The 17,180-nt window shown below is 69.9% G+C and carries 17 protein-coding genes; 7 read left to right on the forward strand and 10 right to left on the reverse strand.

Annotated features, from left to right (window positions below; translation table 11 throughout):
• Positions 1-141 precede the first annotated feature (141 nt).
• The 3 genes from OG735_RS30650 to OG735_RS30660 are packed head-to-tail and all read left to right on the forward strand — an operon-like array spanning position 142 to position 3,925.
• A complete protein-coding gene (locus tag OG735_RS30650; protein ID WP_327326361.1) occupies positions 142-1,239 on the forward strand; it encodes a thiamine ABC transporter substrate-binding protein in 1,098 nt (365 codons plus the stop codon).
• Positions 1,215-2,894: an ABC transporter permease gene (locus OG735_RS30655; RefSeq protein WP_442812518.1), complete on the forward strand. Its 1,680-nt coding sequence runs from the start codon at positions 1,215-1,217 to the stop codon at positions 2,892-2,894. The genes OG735_RS30650 and OG735_RS30655 overlap by 25 nt, the downstream gene beginning before the upstream one ends.
• Positions 2,894-3,925 (forward strand): ABC transporter ATP-binding protein, encoded by a 1,032-nt coding sequence (locus OG735_RS30660; protein WP_327326362.1) that lies wholly within the window; start codon positions 2,894-2,896, stop codon positions 3,923-3,925. The genes OG735_RS30655 and OG735_RS30660 overlap by 1 nt, the downstream gene beginning before the upstream one ends.
• Before the next feature lie 262 nt (positions 3,926-4,187).
• Here the strand turns inward: OG735_RS30660 and OG735_RS30665 are convergent, their stop codons facing one another.
• The 6 genes from OG735_RS30665 to OG735_RS30690 form a co-directional block, all read right to left on the reverse strand.
• On the reverse strand, positions 4,188-5,138 hold the full coding sequence (locus OG735_RS30665; protein WP_327326363.1) for a hypothetical protein: 951 nt from the start codon (positions 5,136-5,138) through the stop codon (positions 4,188-4,190).
• A gap of 84 nt (positions 5,139-5,222) precedes the next feature.
• A complete protein-coding gene (locus tag OG735_RS30670; protein ID WP_327326364.1) occupies positions 5,223-6,341 on the reverse strand; it encodes an LOG family protein in 1,119 nt (372 codons plus the stop codon).
• Between the two features lie 135 nt (positions 6,342-6,476).
• Positions 6,477-7,631 carry a hypothetical protein gene (locus tag OG735_RS30675; protein WP_327326365.1) on the reverse strand — a complete coding sequence of 385 codons (1,155 nt, stop codon included), beginning with the start codon at positions 7,629-7,631 and terminating at the stop codon, positions 6,477-6,479.
• The gene (locus OG735_RS30680) at positions 7,613-8,341 is read right to left on the reverse strand and encodes an ABC transporter ATP-binding protein (protein ID WP_327326366.1); all 729 of its coding nucleotides are present in this window, start codon (positions 8,339-8,341) and stop codon (positions 7,613-7,615) included. Before OG735_RS30680 ends, OG735_RS30675 begins: the two co-directional genes overlap by 19 nt.
• 216 nt (positions 8,342-8,557) lie before the next feature.
• On the reverse strand, positions 8,558-9,937 hold the full coding sequence (locus OG735_RS30685; protein ID WP_327326367.1) for an aspartate aminotransferase family protein: 1,380 nt from the start codon (positions 9,935-9,937) through the stop codon (positions 8,558-8,560).
• A complete protein-coding gene (locus OG735_RS30690; protein WP_326652921.1) occupies positions 9,922-10,413 on the reverse strand; it encodes an Lrp/AsnC family transcriptional regulator in 492 nt (163 codons plus the stop codon). Before OG735_RS30690 ends, OG735_RS30685 begins: the two co-directional genes overlap by 16 nt.
• Positions 10,414-10,594: 181 nt before the next feature.
• Between OG735_RS30690 and OG735_RS30695 the strand changes: the two genes are divergently transcribed.
• Complete coding sequence (locus tag OG735_RS30695; protein WP_327328514.1) at positions 10,595-12,034, forward strand: gamma-aminobutyraldehyde dehydrogenase; 1,440 nt, start codon at positions 10,595-10,597, stop codon at positions 12,032-12,034.
• A gap of 92 nt (positions 12,035-12,126) precedes the next feature.
• Here the strand turns inward: OG735_RS30695 and OG735_RS30700 are convergent, their stop codons facing one another.
• Together OG735_RS30700 and OG735_RS30705 are read right to left on the reverse strand one after the other, a co-directional pair.
• Positions 12,127-12,711 (reverse strand): TetR/AcrR family transcriptional regulator, encoded by a 585-nt coding sequence (locus OG735_RS30700; RefSeq protein ID WP_327326368.1) that lies wholly within the window; start codon positions 12,709-12,711, stop codon positions 12,127-12,129.
• Entirely contained in the window at positions 12,708-13,070 is a 363-nt protein-coding gene (locus tag OG735_RS30705; RefSeq protein ID WP_327326369.1) for a DUF1304 domain-containing protein, read from the reverse strand. The genes OG735_RS30700 and OG735_RS30705 overlap by 4 nt, the downstream gene beginning before the upstream one ends.
• Positions 13,071-13,273: 203 nt before the next feature.
• Here OG735_RS30705 and OG735_RS30710 point away from each other — a divergent pair, with 203 nt between their 5' ends.
• The 3 genes from OG735_RS30710 to OG735_RS30720 are packed head-to-tail and all read left to right on the forward strand — an operon-like array spanning position 13,274 to position 15,544.
• Positions 13,274-14,428, forward strand: coding sequence for a polyamine ABC transporter substrate-binding protein (locus OG735_RS30710; RefSeq protein WP_327326370.1), 1,155 nt, complete (start codon positions 13,274-13,276; stop codon positions 14,426-14,428).
• A gap of 13 nt (positions 14,429-14,441) precedes the next feature.
• Complete coding sequence (locus tag OG735_RS30715) at positions 14,442-14,972, forward strand: HXXEE domain-containing protein (protein WP_327326371.1); 531 nt, start codon at positions 14,442-14,444, stop codon at positions 14,970-14,972.
• A 32-nt stretch (positions 14,973-15,004) separates the two neighbouring features.
• Complete coding sequence (locus tag OG735_RS30720; protein WP_327326372.1) at positions 15,005-15,544, forward strand: hypothetical protein; 540 nt, start codon at positions 15,005-15,007, stop codon at positions 15,542-15,544.
• A gap of 73 nt (positions 15,545-15,617) precedes the next feature.
• Here the strand turns inward: OG735_RS30720 and OG735_RS30725 are convergent, their stop codons facing one another.
• Positions 15,618-16,439 carry an SAM-dependent methyltransferase gene (locus OG735_RS30725; protein WP_442812632.1) on the reverse strand — a complete coding sequence of 274 codons (822 nt, stop codon included), beginning with the start codon at positions 16,437-16,439 and terminating at the stop codon, positions 15,618-15,620.
• Positions 16,440-16,452: 13 nt separating this feature from the next.
• The gene (locus OG735_RS30730; RefSeq protein WP_327326374.1) at positions 16,453-17,163 is read right to left on the reverse strand and encodes a glycerophosphodiester phosphodiesterase; all 711 of its coding nucleotides are present in this window, start codon (positions 17,161-17,163) and stop codon (positions 16,453-16,455) included.
• Positions 17,164-17,180: the final 17 nt, after the last annotated feature.

The following is a 17,180-nucleotide window of genomic DNA, read 5'->3' on the forward strand; positions in this document are numbered from 1 at the left end:
CAGACCCTCTGAACCTTGCCCAGGTCATTCTGGGTAGGAAGTTCGGTCATTACTCACAAGCTGTTGCGCCCTGCCCGGATTCCTTTCGAGGGAGCCGGGCAGGGCCGCGTCTCTTCCTGGTCAACTCCAGGAGGAATTTCAGTGAGCACCACCAAGAAGATCACGGTCACCGCGCTGGCCGCGGCGCTCGGTGTCACCACGCTCGCGGCCTGCGGCGGCGAGTCGAAGGACTCGTCGGCCTCGGACGGCGGCTCGAAGCCGAAGACCGTGACGCTCGTCAGCCACGACTCGTTCGCCGCCTCCGCCTCCGTGCTGAAGGAGTTCACCAAGGAGACCGGCTACACGGTCAAGGTGCTCAAGAGCGGCGACGCGGGCGCGGCACTCAACAAGGAGATCCTCACCAAGGGCTCCCCGCAGGGCGACGTCTTCTTCGGCGTCGACAACACCCTGCTCTCGCGTGCTCTCGACAACGGCCTGTTCACGCCGTACGAGGCAAAGGGCCTGGGCCAGGTGAACGACGAGGCGCAGCTGGACAAGGACAAGCACCGGGTCACGCCCGTCGACACCGGCGACATCTGCGTCAACTACGACAAGAAGTACTTCGCCGACAAGAAGCTGGCGCCGCCGCAGTCCTTCGACGACCTGGCCAAGCCCGCGTACAAGAACCTCCTGGTGACGGAGAACGTCGCGACCTCCTCGCCCGGCCTCGGCTTCCTCCTCGGCTCGGTCGGCAAGTACGGCGAGGACGGCTGGCAGGACTACTGGAAGAAGCTGAAGGAGAACGGCGTCAAGGTCGTCGACGGCTGGGAGCAGGCGTACAACGAGGAGTTCTCCGGCTCCGCGGGCGGTAAGAAGGCCAAGGCCGACCGGCCGCTCGTCGTGTCGTACGCCTCCAGTCCGCCGGCCGAGGTGCTCTTCTCCAAGCCGCAGCCGACCGAGGCGCCCACCGGGGTCGCGACCGGAACCTGCTTCCGCCAGACCGAGTTCGCGGGCCTGCTCAAGGGCGCGAAGAACGAGGCGGGCGGCAAGGCCCTGCTGGACTTCCTGGTCTCCAGGAAGTTCCAGGAGGACATGCCGCTGAACATGTTCGTCAACCCGGTGATCAAGGACGCGAAGCTGCCCGAGGTGTTCACCAAGTTCGGCGCGGTGGCCGTCAAGCCCCAGACCGTCGCTCCCGACACGATTGCCAAGAACCGTGAGCAGTGGGTCCAGTCATGGTCCTCGCTCGTACTGAAGTAACGAAGTCCGTCCGCGGGAGTGCGGCGCGGCTCGGGCTGATGGCCGGGCCCGCCGTGTTCTTCGCGGTCTTCTTCGCCTATCCGGTCGTCGCGATCGTCGGCCGGGGCCTCGAGATCGACGGGGTCTGGCAGTTCGGGCGGATCGGTGAGGTGCTGAGCCGCCCCGACATCCTGCGGGTGCTGTGGTTCACCACGTGGCAGGCGCTCGCCTCCACAGCGCTCACACTGCTGATAGCCCTGCCCGGTGCGTATGTCTTCGCCCGTTTCGACTTTCCCGGAAAGCGACTGCTGCGGGCGGTGGTCACCGTTCCGTTCGTGCTGCCGACCGTCGTCGTCGGGACGGCGTTCCTGGCGTTGCTCGGGCGCGGCGGGCTGCTCGACGAGTTGTGGGGCGTGCGACTGGACACCACGGTGTGGGCGATTCTGCTCGCGCACGTCTTCTTCAACTACGCGGTGGTCGTACGGACCGTGGGCGGTCTGTGGTCGCAGCTCGACCCGCGCCAGGAGGAGGCGGCCCGGGTGCTGGGCGCCGGGCGGTTCGCCGCCTGGCGGAGGGTGACGCTGCCGGCCCTCGGCCCCGCCGTGGCCGCCGGCGCGCTGATGGTCTTCCTCTTCACCTTCACCTCCTTCGGTGTCGTACAGATCCTCGGCGGACCGACGTTCTCCACGGTCGAGGTGGAGATTTATCGACAAACGGCTCAGCTGCTGGATCTGTCCACGGCAGCCGTGCTGACGCTGGTGCAGTTCGCCGCGGTGGGCGCGGTCCTCGCCGTACACGCGTGGACGATACGGCGGCGGGAGACCGCGCTGAAACTGGTGGACCCGGCACAGACCGCGCGGCGACCGCGCGGCCCCGGACAGTGGGCGCTGCTCGGCGGGGTGCTGGCCACGATTCTGCTGCTGGTCCTGGCGCCGCTCGCGGTGCTGGTCGAGCGTTCCCTCGACGGGCCCGGCGGCTACGGCTTCGACCACTACCGGGCGCTGACCGCGATGGACGCGAGCGGGGGAGCCTTCCTCGTACCGCCGATCGACGCGGTGTGGAACTCCCTGCGGTACGCCCTGGTCGCGACCGCCATCGCGCTGGTCGTCGGCGGTCTCGCGGCGGCGGCGCTGACCCGGAAGGCCGGCCGGCTGCTGCGCGGCTTCGACGCGCTGCTCATGCTGCCGCTCGGCGTCTCCGCCGTGACCGTCGGCTTCGGCTTCCTCATCACCCTCGACAAGCCGCCGCTTGATCTGCGGGCGTCCTGGATTCTGGTGCCGCTCGCGCAGGCCCTGGTCGGCGTCCCCTTCGTCGTACGGATGATGCTGCCGGTCCTGCGAGCGGTGGACGGGCGGCTGCGCGAGGCGGCGGCGGTGCTGGGCGCCTCGCCGCTGCGGGTGTGGCGGGAGGTCGATCTGCCGCTGGTGCGGCGGGCGCTGCTCATTGCCGCAGGATTCGCCTTCGCCATCTCGCTCGGCGAGTTCGGCGCGACGGTCTTCATCGCCAGGCCCGACAATCCGACGCTGCCGGTGGCCGTGGCGCGGCTCCTCGGCCGGCCCGGCGAGCTCAACTACGGGCAGGCGATGGCGCTGAGCACCATCTTGATGGTGGTGTGTGCGGTGGCGCTGCTGGTGCTCGAACGAATCCGTACCGACCGATCGTCCGGGGAGTTCTGATGACTTTGCTGCGACTGGAGGACGTGACCGTACGGTTCGGCGCGCGCGCGGCTCTCGACGCGGTGGATCTCGAGGTCGCCGAGCACGAGATCGTCTGTGTGCTGGGGCCGAGCGGCAGTGGAAAGTCCACGCTGCTGAGGATCGTCGCCGGACTGCAAGCAGCCGACGGCGGGCGGGTGTTGCTGTCCGGCGCGGACCAGGCCGGCGTTCCGGTGCACCGGCGCGGGGTGGGCCTGATGTTCCAGGACCATCAGCTCTTCCCGCAGCGCGACGTCGGCGGCAATGTCGCCTTCGGGTTGCGGATGCACGGCACAGGACGGGACGAACAGGCCCGCCGGGTCGGCGAGTTGCTGGACCTGGTCGGGCTGCCGGCGGCGCAGCGGCGGGCCGTGGCCTCGCTGTCCGGCGGCGAGCAGCAGCGGGTGGCGCTCGCCAGGGCGCTGGCGCCGCAGCCCCGGCTGCTGATGCTGGACGAGCCGCTCGGCCAGCTGGACCGAGGGCTGCGGGAGCGGCTGGTCGTCGAACTGCGAGGGCTGTTCGGGCGGTTGGGTACGACGGTGCTCGCCGTCACTCATGACCAGGGCGAGGCCTTCGCGCTCGCCGACCGTGTCGTCGTCATGCGGGACGGCAGGATTGCCCAGGCGGGCACGCCGCTCGAAGTCTGGCAGCGGCCCGCGTCCGAGTTTGTCGCGCGCTTCCTCGGCTTCGACAACGTCGTCGCGGCGACGGTGAGCGGCGCGGCCGCGGACACCCCGTGGGGCAAGGTGCCGGTGCCGGAGGACGCGCCGCAGGGCGCCCGTCAGGTGCTGGTGCGACCGGCGGGAGTCCGACTTGTCCCGCCGGCAGAGGGGCTGCGCTGCACGGTGGAGGCGCGTACGTTCCGGGGCAGCCACGTCGCCGTACAGCTGCGACCCGACGACGGACCGCCGCTGGAGGCGGAGTGCTCCTTGCTGGATGCGCCGGAGGTGGGGGCGACGGTGGGAGTCGTCTTCGCCGCCGAGGACGTGGTGGTGCTGGCCCCGGCCGGCTGACTCGGTCGCCGCTGCCCTGAACGCTGCCGGCCTTGCCGGTCGCCCGGACGGTGCCCGCCGGCTGGTCCGTGCCCGCCGGCTGGTCCGTGAGCATCGCTTCCGGACCGCCCACGACGTTCATGTCGACCGTCGTGGCGTCGGGATCGGGCGCCTGGACCTCGGTGCGCGTCGAGCGGGGGCGGATCCAGGGGACGGTCGGATCCTCGGCGATCTCCCGGTCGACCCGTTGCGCGAACAGCGCGGCGATGCGGTGGACGGCCCCCTAACGGGCGGGGGTGAGCTCCTCGGGACGTGGCTCCTGCGACCCCGAGCCCGACTCCGAGCCCGACTCCCGTTCCGGCGCCGTGCCGTGCGCCTCCGGCGCGCCGAACCAGGCCACCGCGACCGCGCCCGCCACCGCCAGTACGAAGCCGAGGATCGCCATCCAGGCGAAGCCGGCGCGCGAGGAGTCGCCCAGCCACAGCACGCCGATCATGCCCGGCAGCACGGTCTCGCCGACCACCAGCGCCGCGGTGGCGCCGTTCACCGAACCGATCTGCAGCGCGACGGTGTGCAGATACATGCCGCCGATACCGGCCACCAGAATCGCGTACAGCGCAGGATCCGAGAGCAGCGCGCCCAGGTCGAAGGGGTCGATGCCGTTCAGCACGCGTACGCCGACGCCCAGCGCGCCGAAGCCGAGGCCCGACAGCAGACCCGCCAGGATCGCGGCGCGTGCGCCCAGGAGGCGTACGACAACGGTGCCGCCGGCCATCAGCACCAGCGAGATCGCCAGCAGCCACCAGTGGGTGGCGATCGGGGTGTGGCCGCTGCCCTCCGGGCCCGCCGCCGTGGCCAGCAGCACGAGTGCGGAGCAGACGACGGCGATGGAGGTCCACTCGGCGCGGTTCAGCCGGATGCCCAGCAGTTTGACGCTCAGCACCGCTGTGATCACCAGATTGGCGCTGATGACGGTCTGGGAGAGGAAGAGCGGGAGCAGTCGCGCGGCGAGTGCGCCGAGGCCGAACCCGATGAAGTCCAGGATCGTGCCGACGATGAACTCCCAGGTCATCGCGGCCTTGGCGGTCGAGGAGAGGCTCGGTCCGCCGTGCTGGGTGACTCCGGCCGCGGCCGCCTCGCGCCGGGCGGACTTGCGTGAGCCCACGGCTTGCAGCACCGACCCCGTGCCGTAACAGATCGAGGCCGCGACAGCGGTCAGTAGGCCGATCAGCACCAAGGGCTCCGTTCACATGAGGTCAGTCCAACTCCCGCTGGAATGCCAGACGTGTCTTCGGCCTCTGAAGTTGCTTCTTGCGGACTACTTGTCGCCGGTCAGCAATTTCAGCGCCGCCGGGGCCTCGTCGACCGAGTCCACGAGCGCGATACGGGACTCCATCGAGCGGCCCGCCGCCAGCGACTGGAGCAGCGGCCAGGTGGGCAGCCGCTCCGTCCAGTGCTCGCGGTTGACGAGGACCATCGGGGTCGGTTCGCCGCGGGACTCGTAGTAGTTCGGGGTCGCGTTGTCGAAGATCTCCTGGACCGTGCCGGCGGCGCCGGGCAGGAAGATCACGCCCGCGTTGGAGCGGGCAAGGAGGCCGTCTTCGCGGGTGGCGTTGGCGAAGTACTTGGCGATGTGGCCGGCGAAGGCGTTCGGCGGCTCGTGGCCGTAGAACCAGGTCGGGATGCCGACGGAGTCGCCGCCGCCGGGCCAGCGGTCGCGCACCTCGAAGGCGGCGGTGGCCCAGTCGGAGATCGACGGGGTGAACGAGGGGGCCTTGGCGAGGAGTTCGAGCGCCTCGACGAGCATCTCGTCGGGGTGCGGCGCGGCGTACGCGCCGAGGTTCGCGGCCTCCATGGCGCCGGGGCCGCCGCCGGTCGCGACGGTGAACCCGTCGCGGGCGAGGGACTGGCCGAGGCGGGCGGCACCGGCGTACGCGTCCGTGCCGCGGGCCATCGCGTGGCCGCCCATCACGCCTACGACGCGGGCGCCGACGAGGAGTTCGTCGAGAGCGTCGGAGATCGCGTCGTCGTGGATCGAGCGGAGCATCGAGGCGAAGATGTCGCCGTCGGCCTTCGTCTCCTGGAACCAGGCGTAGGCGAGGGCGTCGGGAGTGGCGTCGTATCCGCCGGCGGTGAGACCTTCGAACAGCTCGTCGGGGGAGTAGAGGAGCCCGCGGTACGGGTCGAAGGGCAGGTCGGGGACGGGCGGGAAGACGAGCGCGCCGTCGGCGCGGACCTTTGCGGCGGCGTCGGGCTGCATGGGACAGCCCAGGAATATGGCGCCGGTGGTGTCTGCGGAGAGCAGGGCGAAGGTGCGGTCGCTGAGGTCGACGGACTGGACGCGGTGTCCGGCGAGGGAGCCGCGGGTGACGACGTCGTCGAACTCGTCGAGGGACTCGATCTCCCGGTCGCTGTGGTGCCGGTGTCCAGGTGCCATGCCGACACGATAGGCGCTGGGGGTGGGGGCGCATGGGGCCGGGGGGTGGCCGGGCCCGGGGACTGTTCGTCCACGGGGGTTGTTCCCCCACGGGGGCTGACGCCGAGGCCGGCCCCCTGGGCCGGCCCCGGTTCCTCAGGCCGAGAAAGGAAGCGCCGCCAGGGCCGCGACCGCCCATGTCAGCGGGGCGAAGACCGTCAGCAGGGTTACCGCGCGAAGAGCCGTCGCGTTGCGGAGGGTTGCCGTGGGCGTGCCCAGGCGGCGCAGTGACTTCGTGGTGTCGGCGCGGGCCTGTTTGGCCTCCAGGGCCGCGGTGAGCAGCGTCGCCGTCGTACAGATCATCACCAGGGCCGCGCCCAGGCCGGTCAGCGGGCCGAAGGGGTGCGGGTCCGTGTCCTGGAGGGTCGAGGCCGCGATTGCCGCCGAGGCCACCGCACACACCACGCCCAGCGGGCGGCCGATGCGGCCGGACTCCTCCATCAGGATGCGGCCGGCCAGCAGACGGGTCGCGCCCGGGCGGGCGGACTGGAGGGCGCGGCCGCAGAAGCGGGTGATGCCCGGGCCTGCCAGAGCGAGGCCCAGCGCCGTGAGTGCCCAGCCGGCGAGGACGCCCGACGAGCTGCCGTCGAAATGGCCCGGGAGGGGGAGCGGCGAGCCGGGCGCGCCACGGCCCGCATACGTCTCGACGGCGAGGCCCGCCGCGATCAGTGCGACGCCCCACGGCAGGCCCGACGGCGCGGCGGAAGGGGCGTCCGGCGCCTCGGGATCGGCACCCGGCCTGGCACGCCGCGGGCGCAGCGCCAGCGCCGTCGCCGCCGTGGCCGCCAACGGCACCAGCGCGAGCAGCGTCAGCGCTGCCGCCAGCGGAAGCGGCCGCCCCGCGGCGAGCAGCTCGGCCGCCGCGCCGTCGAACGGCAGGCCCGTCAGATCGCCGCGCAGATGGAGGAAGAGCAGCAGGGCGAATGCGCTGCCGAGCGTTCCGGCGACGGCGGTGGAGACCGCCGCCAGCACGCCGAGGCGGGCGGGACCGAGACCGACCGCCGAGAGGCCGGCCCGCGGTCGCGTGCTCGGGTCCGTACGGGCCACCGCCACCGCGAAGTGCGCCGTCGCGGCGAGCGGGATCAGGCACCAGAGCAGGCGCAGTCCGGAGCCGGAGTCCGTGGGATGGGCCAGCGCGTACGTCAGCGTGCACAACAGCAGAAAGCCCACGCCCGCCGACGCCGCCGCCACCATCAGCCGGCGCAGCAGGACCAGCGGATGCGTGCCGCGGGCTAGACGGAGAGCGAGCACTCGGCCCGGCCTTCCGCGTCGGCGGCCGCGAGGGAGTTCACGCGCCGGCCGTCGATGAGCGTGAGTGAACGGTCCGCGAGCGCCGCCACCTCCTCGTCGTGCGTGGCGAGTACGACGGTGATCCGGTGCGAACGGGCCGCGGTCGTCAACGTACGCAGCACCAGCGCCTGGTCCGCGCGGTGCAGCGTCGCCGTCGGTTCGTCCGCGAAGATCACCGACGGCGTGGCGACCAGCGCCCGCGCGACGGCGACCCGCTGGCGCTGCGCCTGCAGCAGCGCATGCGGCCGCAGCCGGGCGCACGCACCGATGTCGAGCCGCTCCAGCCACTCCATGGCGGTGCTCTTCGCGCCACGGTGCGAGGAGCCGCGCAGCAGCAACGGCAGCGCGGCGTTCTCCCAGGCGGTCAGCTCCGGGACGAGCGTGGCCTCGGGGTCGATCCAGCCGAACCGGTCGCGCCGCAGCCGTTCCCGCTGCAGCGGGCTCATCGTGTGCACGGGGGAGCTGTTGAACCACACCTCGCCCTGCTGCGCGACGAGTTGGCCGGACAGACAGCGCAGCAGCGTGGTCTTTCCGCTGCCGCGCGGGCCGCACACGGCGAGGATCTCGCCGTCCCGTACGCCCAGCGAGACGCCGACGAGTGCGGGCGAGCCGCTGTGGGAATGGCGCAGGGAACGCGCCCAGAGCACATCGTTGTCCGGCGGGGCCACCATGACGTACACCTCGGTTCTGATCAGATTTCCCTTCCCCCGTACGGGGGAACGAAGACAGGGCCGATCGGTCACTCGGCACGCTAAGGATTCAGAACCGGGGTGTCGGGAAGCACGCGGCCCGGGTGCACCCCATCTCACTCGTACGGCCGAATGATTGGCCGAGTGAGTGTCCGGGTGCCCCGGGCCGTACGAGGCCGGTGAAGCCGGCCGGTGAGGCTAGAGCTTCGTCCACGCCTCCGTGAGGACGCTGCGCAGAATGCCCTCGATCTCGTCGAAGGTCTGCTGGTTGGAGATCAGCGGCGGCGCCAGCTGAACGACCGGGTCGCCACGGTCGTCGGCACGGCAGTACAGGCCGTTGTCGTAGAGCGCCTTCGAGAGGAAGCCGTAGAGCACACGCTCGGTCTCCTCGTCGGTGAAGGTCTCCTTGGTGGCCTTGTCCTTCACCAGCTCGATGCCGTAGAAGAAGCCGTTGCCGCGGACGTCGCCGACGATCGGCAGGTCGTGCAGCTTCTGCAGCGTGGAGAGGAACGCGCCCTCGTTGTCGAGGACGTGCTGGTTGAGGCCTTCCTTCTCGAAGATGTCGAGGTTCGCCAGGCCCACCGCCGCGGAGACCGGGTGGCCGCCGAAGGTGTAGCCGTGCAGGAAGGTGTTGTCGCCCTTGTAGAAAGGCTCGGCGAGGCGGTCGGAGATGATGCACGCGCCGATCGGGGAGTAGCCCGAGGTCATGCCCTTGGCGCAGGTGATCATGTCCGGCACATAGCCGAACTTGTCGCAGGCGAACATCGTGCCGAGACGGCCGAAGGCGCAGATGACCTCGTCCGATACGAGCAGTACGTCGTACTGGTCGCAGATCTCACGCACACGCTGGAAGTACCCGGGCGGCGGCGGGAAGCAGCCACCGGCGTTCTGCACCGGCTCGAGGAAGACCGCCGCGACCGTCTCGGCGCCCTCGAAGAGAATCTGCTGCTCGATCTGGTCGGCGGCCCAGCGGCCGAAGGCCTCGGGGTCGTCGCCGTGGATCGGCGCACGGTAGATGTTGGTGTTCGGCACCTTGTGCGCGCCGGGGACCAGCGGCTCGAAGGGGGCCTTGAGGGCCGGCAGGCCGGTGATGGACAGGGCGCCCTGCGGGGTGCCGTGGTACGCGACCGCGCGCGAGATGACCTTGTACTTGGTGTGCTTGCCCTGCAGCTTGAAGTACTGCTTGGCGAGCTTCCAGGCGGTCTCGACCGCCTCACCGCCACCGGTGGTGAAGAAGACCTTGTTGAGGTCGCCAGGGGCGTGCTGCGCCAGCCGCTCGGCCAGCTCGACCGCCTTCGGGTGGGCGTACGACCACACCGGGAAGAAGGCGAGCTCCTGAGCCTGCTTGTAGGCGGTCTCGGCGAGCTCGTGACGGCCGTGGCCGGCGTTGACCACGAAGAGGCCGGAGAGGCCGTCGAGGTAGCGCTTGCCCTTGTCGTCGTAGATGTAGGTGCCCTCGCCACGCACGATGGTGGGCACGGGTGCGTTCTCGTACGACGACATGCGGGTGAAGTGCATCCACAGGTGGTCGTAGGCGGCTTTGGAGAGGTCCTTGCTCACGGCTATCGGGTTCCCCACATATAGGTCTGCTTCTTCAGCTTGAGATAGACGAAGCTCTCGGTGGAGCGCACGCCGGGGAGCGCGCGGATCCGCTTGTTGATCACTTCGAGCAGGTGGTCGTCGTCCTCGCAGACGATCTCCACCATCAGGTCGAAGGAGCCCGCGGTCATCACCACGTACTCGCATTCGGCCATGGCGGTGAGCGCGTCCGCGATCGGGTCGACGTCGCCCTCGACCGTGATGCCGACCATCGCCTGCCGACGCAGACCCACGGTGAGCGGGTCGGTGACGGCGACGATCTGCATCACGCCCTGGTCGAGCAGCTTCTGGACGCGCTGACGCACGGCCGCTTCGGAGAGGCCGACGGCCTTGCCTATGGCGGCATACGGGCGACGCCCGTCCTCCTGGAGCTGTTCGATGATGGCGAGGGAGACGGCGTCGATCGTCGGGGACGATCCGTTTCCGTTCCTGGACTCTGCGCTACGACTGGCCACGAGCTCACTCTGCACTGCGACTCGTCTGTCTGGCAACCCTTGAGCAATGAAATTCGTTGTTCTGAAGTCCAAATCTCACCGAATCCGAAGTTGGGGAGGGTCGGGTCTGTCGAAAGCGTCACCTGAGCGATTAGGGTTGGTGGTCTCACCCATCGGACATCTGACAGGAGGGGTGGCAACAGTGACCACCGAGCTGCGTCGTCTGCGCAACTACATCAACGGGGAGTTCCGGGACGCCGCCGACGGGCGGACGATCGAGGTCATCAACCCGGCCACCGGTGACGTGTACGCCACGTCTCCGCTCTCCGGGCAGGCCGACGTCGATGCCGCCATGGACGCTGCCGCGGCCGCCTTCCCCGCCTGGCGCGACACCACCCCGGCCGAGCGCCAGAAGGTACTGCTGAAGATCGCGGACGCCTTTGAGGAGCGGGCCGAGGACCTGATCGCGGCCGAGTCGGAGAACACGGGCAAGCCGCTGGAGCTGACCCGTACCGAAGAGATCCCGCCCATGGTGGACCAGATCCGCTTCTTCGCGGGCGCGGCGCGGATGCTCGAGGGCCGTTCGGCCGGGGAGTACATGGAGGGCTTCACCTCCATCGTCCGGCGCGAGCCGGTCGGCGTCTGCGCGCAGGTCGCGCCGTGGAACTACCCGATGATGATGGCCGTCTGGAAGTTCGCGCCGGCGCTGGCGGCGGGCAACACCGTCGTCATCAAGCCGTCCGACACGACGCCGGCGTCGACCGTGCTGATCGCCGAGATCATCGGCTCGATCGTGCCCAAGGGTGTCTTCAACGTCATCTGCGGCGACCGGGAGACCGGCCGTGCGATGGTCGAGCACCCGACCCCGGCGATGGCCTCCATCACCGGTTCCGTACGGGCGGGCATCCAGGTCGCCGAGTCCGCGGCCAAGGACGTCAAGCGCGTTCACCTCGAGCTGGGCGGCAAGGCGCCGGTCGTCGTCTTCGAGGACACTGACATCGCCAAGGCCGTCGAGGACATCGCGGTGGCGGGCTACTTCAACGCCGGTCAGGACTGTACGGCCGCGACGCGTGTCCTCGTACACGAGTCGATCCACGACGAGTTCGTGTCGGCGCTGGCGAAGGCCGCCGCCGACACCAAGACGGGTGCGCCGGACGACGCCGATGTGCTGTACGGCCCGCTCAACAACGCCAACCAGCTGGCGCAGGTCTCCGGCTTCATCGACCGGCTGCCGGCACACGCCAAGGTCGAGGCGGGAGGCCACCGGGTCGGCGAGAAGGGCTACTTCTACGCCGCGACCGTCGTCTCCGGCCTGAAGCAGGACGACGAGATCATCCAGAACGAGGTCTTCGGCCCGGTCATCACCGTCCAGTCCTTCACGGACGAGGCGCAGGCGCTGGAGTGGGCGAACGGCGTGGAGTTCGCGCTGGCCTCTTCGGTGTGGACCAGGGACCACGCGCGGGCGATGCGGATGTCGAAGGCGATGGACTTCGGCTGTGTATGGATCAACACCCACATCCCGCTGGTCGCGGAGATGCCGCACGGCGGCTTCAAGAAGTCGGGTTACGGCAAGGATCTGTCGGCGTATGGCTTCGACGACTACACGCGCATCAAGCACGTGATGACGTCGCTCGACGGCTGACATCTGCTCCTGCAAAGCAGCGCTAAGAGTACGGGGCGCGGGACACTTCCCGCGCCCCGTACTCGTGCCGTCTCACGCCGTCTCACGCGGCCTCACGCCGTTTCATGTCGTTTCATGTCGGGTGTGCGGTGCAGTGCCAGCAGCAGGCGCCAGACCTGGGCCGTCATGGCCTCGGGAGTCGCGTCGATCAGGCCGTGGAGCCAGTCCGCCAGGAGGCCCGCGAAGGTGGCCGCCACCGCGGAGGCGATCAGGTCGGGCGCCGGGGCACCGGCCAACTCCCTTTCCCTGCGGCTGCGTTCGCGCAGTTCGTGGTGGAGCAGATCGCCCAGCGGGCCGCTGCCGCCCTCGCGCAGCAGGGTCCGGTAGAGCGGTGCGTGCGGCGCGAGGCCGGTGAAGAAAGCCGTCAGCGCGGGCGGCGGAGCGGCCGGGTCCGGAGTGCCGCGCCAGGCGTGGAGGGCCTCCACCGCCTCCCGTACGACCTCCGCGCACGCGTCGACCGCGAGCGCCTGCAGATCCGTGTAGTGCAGATAGAACGTGGCCCGGCCCAGACCCGCCCTGCGCACCAGCGCCGCGACGCTGACCTCTTCGAGCGGGCGCTCGGCGCACTCCTCGAGCAGTGCCTTGCGCAGCCTGGCGCGGGTGCGCTCCGCCCGCGGATCGCCGGTCGCGGCGCTCATCCAGCCACCAGGACGGCCGCCAGCGCGAGAGCGCCCGGGAGCGCCTGCGCCACCAGGATGCGGCGGTTCGCGGTGAAGCCGCCGTAGACGCCGGCGATAACCACGCAGCTCAGGAAGAAGACCTGCACCCGGTACCCCGTCGGGTCCGCGGCGATCAGGCCCCAGACCAGGCCGGCGGCGAGGAAGCCGTTGTACAGGCCCTGGTTCGCGGCGAGGGGGGCGGTCGCGCGGGCCATCTCGGCGTCGAAGCCGGAGAGTTCGCGGCCCGGCTTGCGCTGCCAGAGGAACATCTCCAGAACCAGGATGTAGGCGTGGAGCGCGGCCACCAGGCCGACCAGGACTTGGGCGGTTGTGTTCATGAGCGACTCTTCTCGTGACTTCGTGACTTCGTGCTTCTTGACTTCGCGAATCGATTTCTTGGACGACTGTCCAAGAAGTATAGACATATGTCCATGATCGACAGGGTGTCGGGCCGGGCCCGTACGGATCGACGTAGCGTCCATTGCCGCGCCCACGCCCCGCCCGGCATCCTGCGGACGTGCCCGCGATTCGGATGAACCCCATGTCAAGGCGGTCCCTCCTGCTCGGCCTCGCCGCCGGCGCCGCACTCACCGGCTGCGGGGTGCCCGCCGCGTACGTACAGCCCGGGGACCGTGCCCGGCGCGATGTCTCGAAGGGCGACAGAAGCGTCGACTTCGCCAACTGGCCCCTCTACATCGACACCGACGACGAGGACACCTCCAAGCGGCCCACCCTCGACTCCTTCACCGAGCGCACCGGGATCTCGGTCCGCTATACCGAGGAGATCAACGACAACGACGAGTTCTTCGGCAAGGTCAGCCCCGCGCTGATGAACCACCAGGAGACCGGCCGGGACCTGATCGTCGTCAGCGACTGGATGGCGGCCCGGTTCGTACGGCTCGGCTGGGTGCAGGAGATGGACCGGGCGAAGCAGCCCAATGTCGCCAAATACCTTGATCCGCAGTTGCGTTCACCCGCTTTCGACGAGGGCCGGCTGCACAGCGTCCCCTGGCAGTCCGGGATCACCGGCATCGCGTACAACCGCAAGAGGCTCGGCCGCGAGATCAGGCACACCAGTGATCTGTGGGCGGACGATCTGCGCGGCCGGGTCACGCTCCTCTCCGGACTCGACGAATCCTTCGCCCTGCTGATGCAGGGCAACGGCGTGGACGTCACCCGCTGGTCCGCGGAGGACTTCCACGAGATGTGTGAGCAGGTGGAGAAGCTCGTGAAGCGGAAACACATCAGGCGTTTCACCGGCAACGACTACATCAAGGACCTCTCCACCGGGGACGTGCTGGCCTGTCAGGCGTACTCCGGCGATGTCATCCAGCTCCGGGCCGACAACCCCGACATCGAGTTCGGGGTGCCGGAGGAGGGCGCGGAGCTGTGGGCGGAGAGCCTGATGGTCCCCAACCTCGCCCGGCACAAGCGCAACGCCGAGGCGCTCGTCGACCATTACTACGAGCCGGAGGTCGCTGCGGAGCTCGCGGCCTGGGTCAACTACGTCTGCCCGGTGCCGGCCGCCCGCGACGTACTGGCCTCGTCGAAGGACGAGGAGACGGCCGCGCTCGCCGAGGACCCGCTGATCTTCCCGGACGACTCGATGCGCAAACGCCTCGCGATCGCGCGCGACATCACCTCCGAGGAGCGCACCCCCTTCGCGAAGCGGTGGAACGCGATCGTCGGGCTGTAGCAGACTTGCGATCATGAGCGATGATCACGTGAACTCCGCGGTGACGTACGGTCTGTTCGCCGCCTGGCTGCTGCACGACGCCGAGGAACTGGTGGCCGGTCCGCGCTGGATACGCGAGAACGTGCCCGTACTGCGCAAACGCTTCCCGGGCGTCCCCGAGCGTGTATGGCGTGCCATGGAGGCCGTCGACGAGCGGGAATTCGCCGTCGCCGTCGGGGTGATGGGCGCGATCGTCGCCTCGGCCGCCGTCGCGGGCGGGCGCTCCGGTGGCCGGTCCGCCTTCTACCAGGGAGCCCTGGATGGTTTCGGGCTGCACGGCCTCGTCCACCTCGCGCAGGCCGCTGCCGTACGCGGCTACACCCCGGGCTCGGCGACCTCGCCACTGATCGTGGTGCCGTTCACGCTCTGGGCGCGCGGCCGGCTGCGGCGCGCCGGTGTGCTCCGGCCCGCGCGGGTGCGCGACGCGGCGGCCGGTCTGGCGCTGGCCGCAGGCGCCACCATCGTCTCGCACGCGATCGCCCGCAGAGTCACCGGGGGCCGGTAAAGGGCGCGTAAAACCGGGCGTACGCTGCGGATATGAGCGAGCGAAGAGTCCTCTTGCGGCGCATACGCGTGTGGTTGGCCGTCTTCATTGTGTGTCTGGTGCTGAGCGGTCTCACCGCCTTCCCGCTGGTGCATGAGCTGCACTGGGTGGAGGATCTGCTGAAGTCCTCGGCCTCGCCGGTCCCGGATCATCTCCCGGGCCTGATGGAGTGGATCGAGCGGGTACGGGCCGGGCTGGACGCCACCGACACGAAGTATCCTTTCGTGCTGTACGGCACGGACTGGCTGGCCTTCGCGCACCTCGTGATCGCGGTCGCCTTCTACGGCCCCTACCGCGATCCCGTACGGAACATCTGGGTCGTCGAGTTCGGGATGATCGCCTGCGCCGGGATCATCCCGCTCGCCCTGATCTGCGGTCCGATCCGCGGAATCCCCTTCTGGTGGTCGGTCATCGACATGTCGTTCGGGGTCTTCGGGGTGATCCCGCTCTATGTCGTGCGCCGCAAGATCAAGCAACTCGAGGCGCTGACGGAGTCGGCGGAGGGGCCGGAACCGGTCGCCGCCGCGGCGTAGTGCAGTCGGCGAGGCCGTCCGGCTCCGCGCGGTCGCGGGCCTCCAGCCGTGCTCCAGGCGCCGGCGTTCGGCTCTACGGCTTGCGGCCGACCGCGCCGAACTGCGCCACCTGAACCGTCTCGCCCTCGGTCTCCGGATCGTGGCGCCAGCGGGCGCACGACACGATGCCCGGCTCCAGGACCTCCAGACCCTCCAGGAACGAGGCGAACTCCGCGCGGCTGCGGGCCGTGATCGGCGGCGTGGCGTTCTCGTTCCAGAACCGCATCGCCGCGGCATTGCCCTCGCCGCCCAGCTCCAGCGTCGGATGGGTGAGCACCAGATGGCTGCCGGACGGCACGGCGTCCATCAGCTGCCGCACGATCGACCGGGCCTCGTCGGTGTCCAGTACGAAGTTCAGGATGCCGAGCATCATCACTGCCACCGGCTGCTTCAGATCCAGCAGCGGCTCGACGGCGCGGAGGATCCGGTCCGGGTAGTGGGCGTCCGCGTCGATGTACTCGGTCGCGCCCTCCGGGGAACTCGTGAGCAGCGCTCGCGCGTGCGCCAGCACGATCGGGTCGTTGTCGACATAGACGATCCGTGCGCCGGGGGCGATCCGCTGCGCCACCTCATGGGTGTTCTCGACCGTGGGCAGGCCGGTGCCGATGTCCAGGAACTGCCGCATGCCCGCCTCACCGGCCAGGTAGCGCACGGCGCGGCCGAGAAACGCGCGGTCCGCGCGTGCCACCTCGCCGATGCTCGGGTACATCCCGGTGACCTGGTCGCCCACCGCGCGGTCGACCTGGTAGTTGTCCTTGCCGCCCAGCCAGTGGTTCCAGACCCTGGCGTTGTGCGCTACGTCGGTGCGGATCCTGTCGGTCACGTTCTGCTCCTCGGCCGGCTGCGTGGGGCCCATCATGCCGGACGGATCAACGACCGTTGCCGACGGGGGAGTTGGGCCATGGGGACAGTACGCGCTGCAGCGCGTCCACGCGATTGGTGGTGATCGAGTCCACGCCGTACCCGACCAGGCGGCGCATGATGCGGCGGGTGTCTGCCGTCCAGGCGGAGACCAGCATGCCGTCCCGGTGGAGACGGTCCGTCAACTCCTCGCCGAGCAGACCGAAACGGTAGTTGAGCCAGCGCGGTCGCACCGCGTCGAGCAGTGCCGGGCGCGGCGGGGCCAGCGTCGTCCAGGTCATCGCGATCTCGGCCGAGGGATCGGCGGCGCGGACCGCGAGCATGGCGACGGGGCCCGCGCAGTAGTACACCCGCTCGTCCGCCTCGCACTCATGGACGGTGCCGACCACCGTCCGTACCGACTCCTCCGAGGCGCCGGGCAGATCGATCATCACGCGGTGCGCGCCGACCGCGAGCAGTGCCTCGCGCAGGGTGGGTACTCCGCCGTCGGTCAGCTCGTGCAGTTCCTTCGCGGTGAGATCCGCGAGCGGTCGGTCGTGTCCCCACAGCCGCTTCAGCGAGTCGTCGTGCAGCAGCACGGGCACGCCGTCACGGGTGAGGCGCGCGTCGATCTCGACAGCGCCCGCGCCCCGCTCGAGGGCCGAGCGGAGCGAGGGCAGGGTGTTCTCACGGACGCGGTAGGGATCACCGCGATGGCCCACGACACGGACAGCGCGCATGGGGCCATTGTCGGTGC

This window comes from Streptomyces sp. NBC_01210 (assembly GCF_036010325.1).
In the GTDB taxonomy this organism is placed as follows: Bacteria; Actinomycetota; Actinomycetes; order Streptomycetales; family Streptomycetaceae; genus Streptomyces.

What these genes read in the sequence shown, in the direction of transcription:
- OG735_RS30660 (WP_327326362.1), top strand. Translation starts at nt 2,894, where the DNA reads ATGACTTTGCTGCGACTGGAGGACGTGACCGTACGGTTCGGCGCGCGC.
- OG735_RS30715 (WP_327326371.1), top strand. Translation starts at nt 14,442, where the DNA reads ATGAGCGATGATCACGTGAACTCCGCGGTGACGTACGGTCTGTTCGCC.
- OG735_RS30730 (WP_327326374.1), bottom strand. Translation starts at nt 17,163, where the DNA reads ATGCGCGCTGTCCGTGTCGTGGGCCATCGCGGTGATCCCTACCGCGTC.
- OG735_RS30720 (WP_327326372.1), top strand. Translation starts at nt 15,005, where the DNA reads ATGAGCGAGCGAAGAGTCCTCTTGCGGCGCATACGCGTGTGGTTGGCC.
- OG735_RS30710 (WP_327326370.1), top strand. Translation starts at nt 13,274, where the DNA reads ATGTCAAGGCGGTCCCTCCTGCTCGGCCTCGCCGCCGGCGCCGCACTC.
- OG735_RS30670 (WP_327326364.1), bottom strand. Translation starts at nt 6,341, where the DNA reads ATGGCACCTGGACACCGGCACCACAGCGACCGGGAGATCGAGTCCCTC.
- OG735_RS30700 (WP_327326368.1), bottom strand. Translation starts at nt 12,711, where the DNA reads ATGAGCGCCGCGACCGGCGATCCGCGGGCGGAGCGCACCCGCGCCAGG.
- OG735_RS30680 (WP_327326366.1), bottom strand. Translation starts at nt 8,341, where the DNA reads ATGGTGGCCCCGCCGGACAACGATGTGCTCTGGGCGCGTTCCCTGCGC.
- OG735_RS30725 (WP_442812632.1), bottom strand. Translation starts at nt 16,439, where the DNA reads ATGGGCCCCACGCAGCCGGCCGAGGAGCAGAACGTGACCGACAGGATC.
- OG735_RS30655 (WP_442812518.1), top strand. Translation starts at nt 1,215, where the DNA reads ATGGTCCTCGCTCGTACTGAAGTAACGAAGTCCGTCCGCGGGAGTGCG.
- OG735_RS30705 (WP_327326369.1), bottom strand. Translation starts at nt 13,070, where the DNA reads ATGAACACAACCGCCCAAGTCCTGGTCGGCCTGGTGGCCGCGCTCCAC.